The following is a 261-nucleotide window of genomic DNA, read 5'->3' on the forward strand; positions in this document are numbered from 1 at the left end:
TGCGTCCGTTCATCGAGCTCGCGGCCCTGCTGCTGGCGATGAACCTCATCCAGACGTTCGGCGAGATCGCCATGCTGACTGCCGGTGGGCCCGCGTACGGCACCACGAACATCACCTATTACATCTATCTCAAGGCTTTCAACGGTTTCGACTTCGGTATGGCATCTGCTCTGGGTGTCGTCGCGCTGATCCTCACCATCGCCTTGATCCTGCCGATGCTGCGACTGCTGTCGGGCATCTTCCGAACGGAGGGTCGGCGAT

At 60.2% G+C, this 261-nt stretch carries 1 pseudogene; it reads left to right on the plus strand.

The features are described 5' to 3' along the window. A pseudogene (locus tag R0J87_RS21750) lies at positions 1–261 on the plus strand (hypothetical protein); the annotation flags it as partial.

Source organism: Halomonas sp. SIMBA_159 (genome assembly GCF_046536035.1).
In the GTDB taxonomy this organism is placed as follows: Bacteria; Pseudomonadota; Gammaproteobacteria; order Pseudomonadales; family Halomonadaceae; genus Vreelandella; species Vreelandella venusta_A.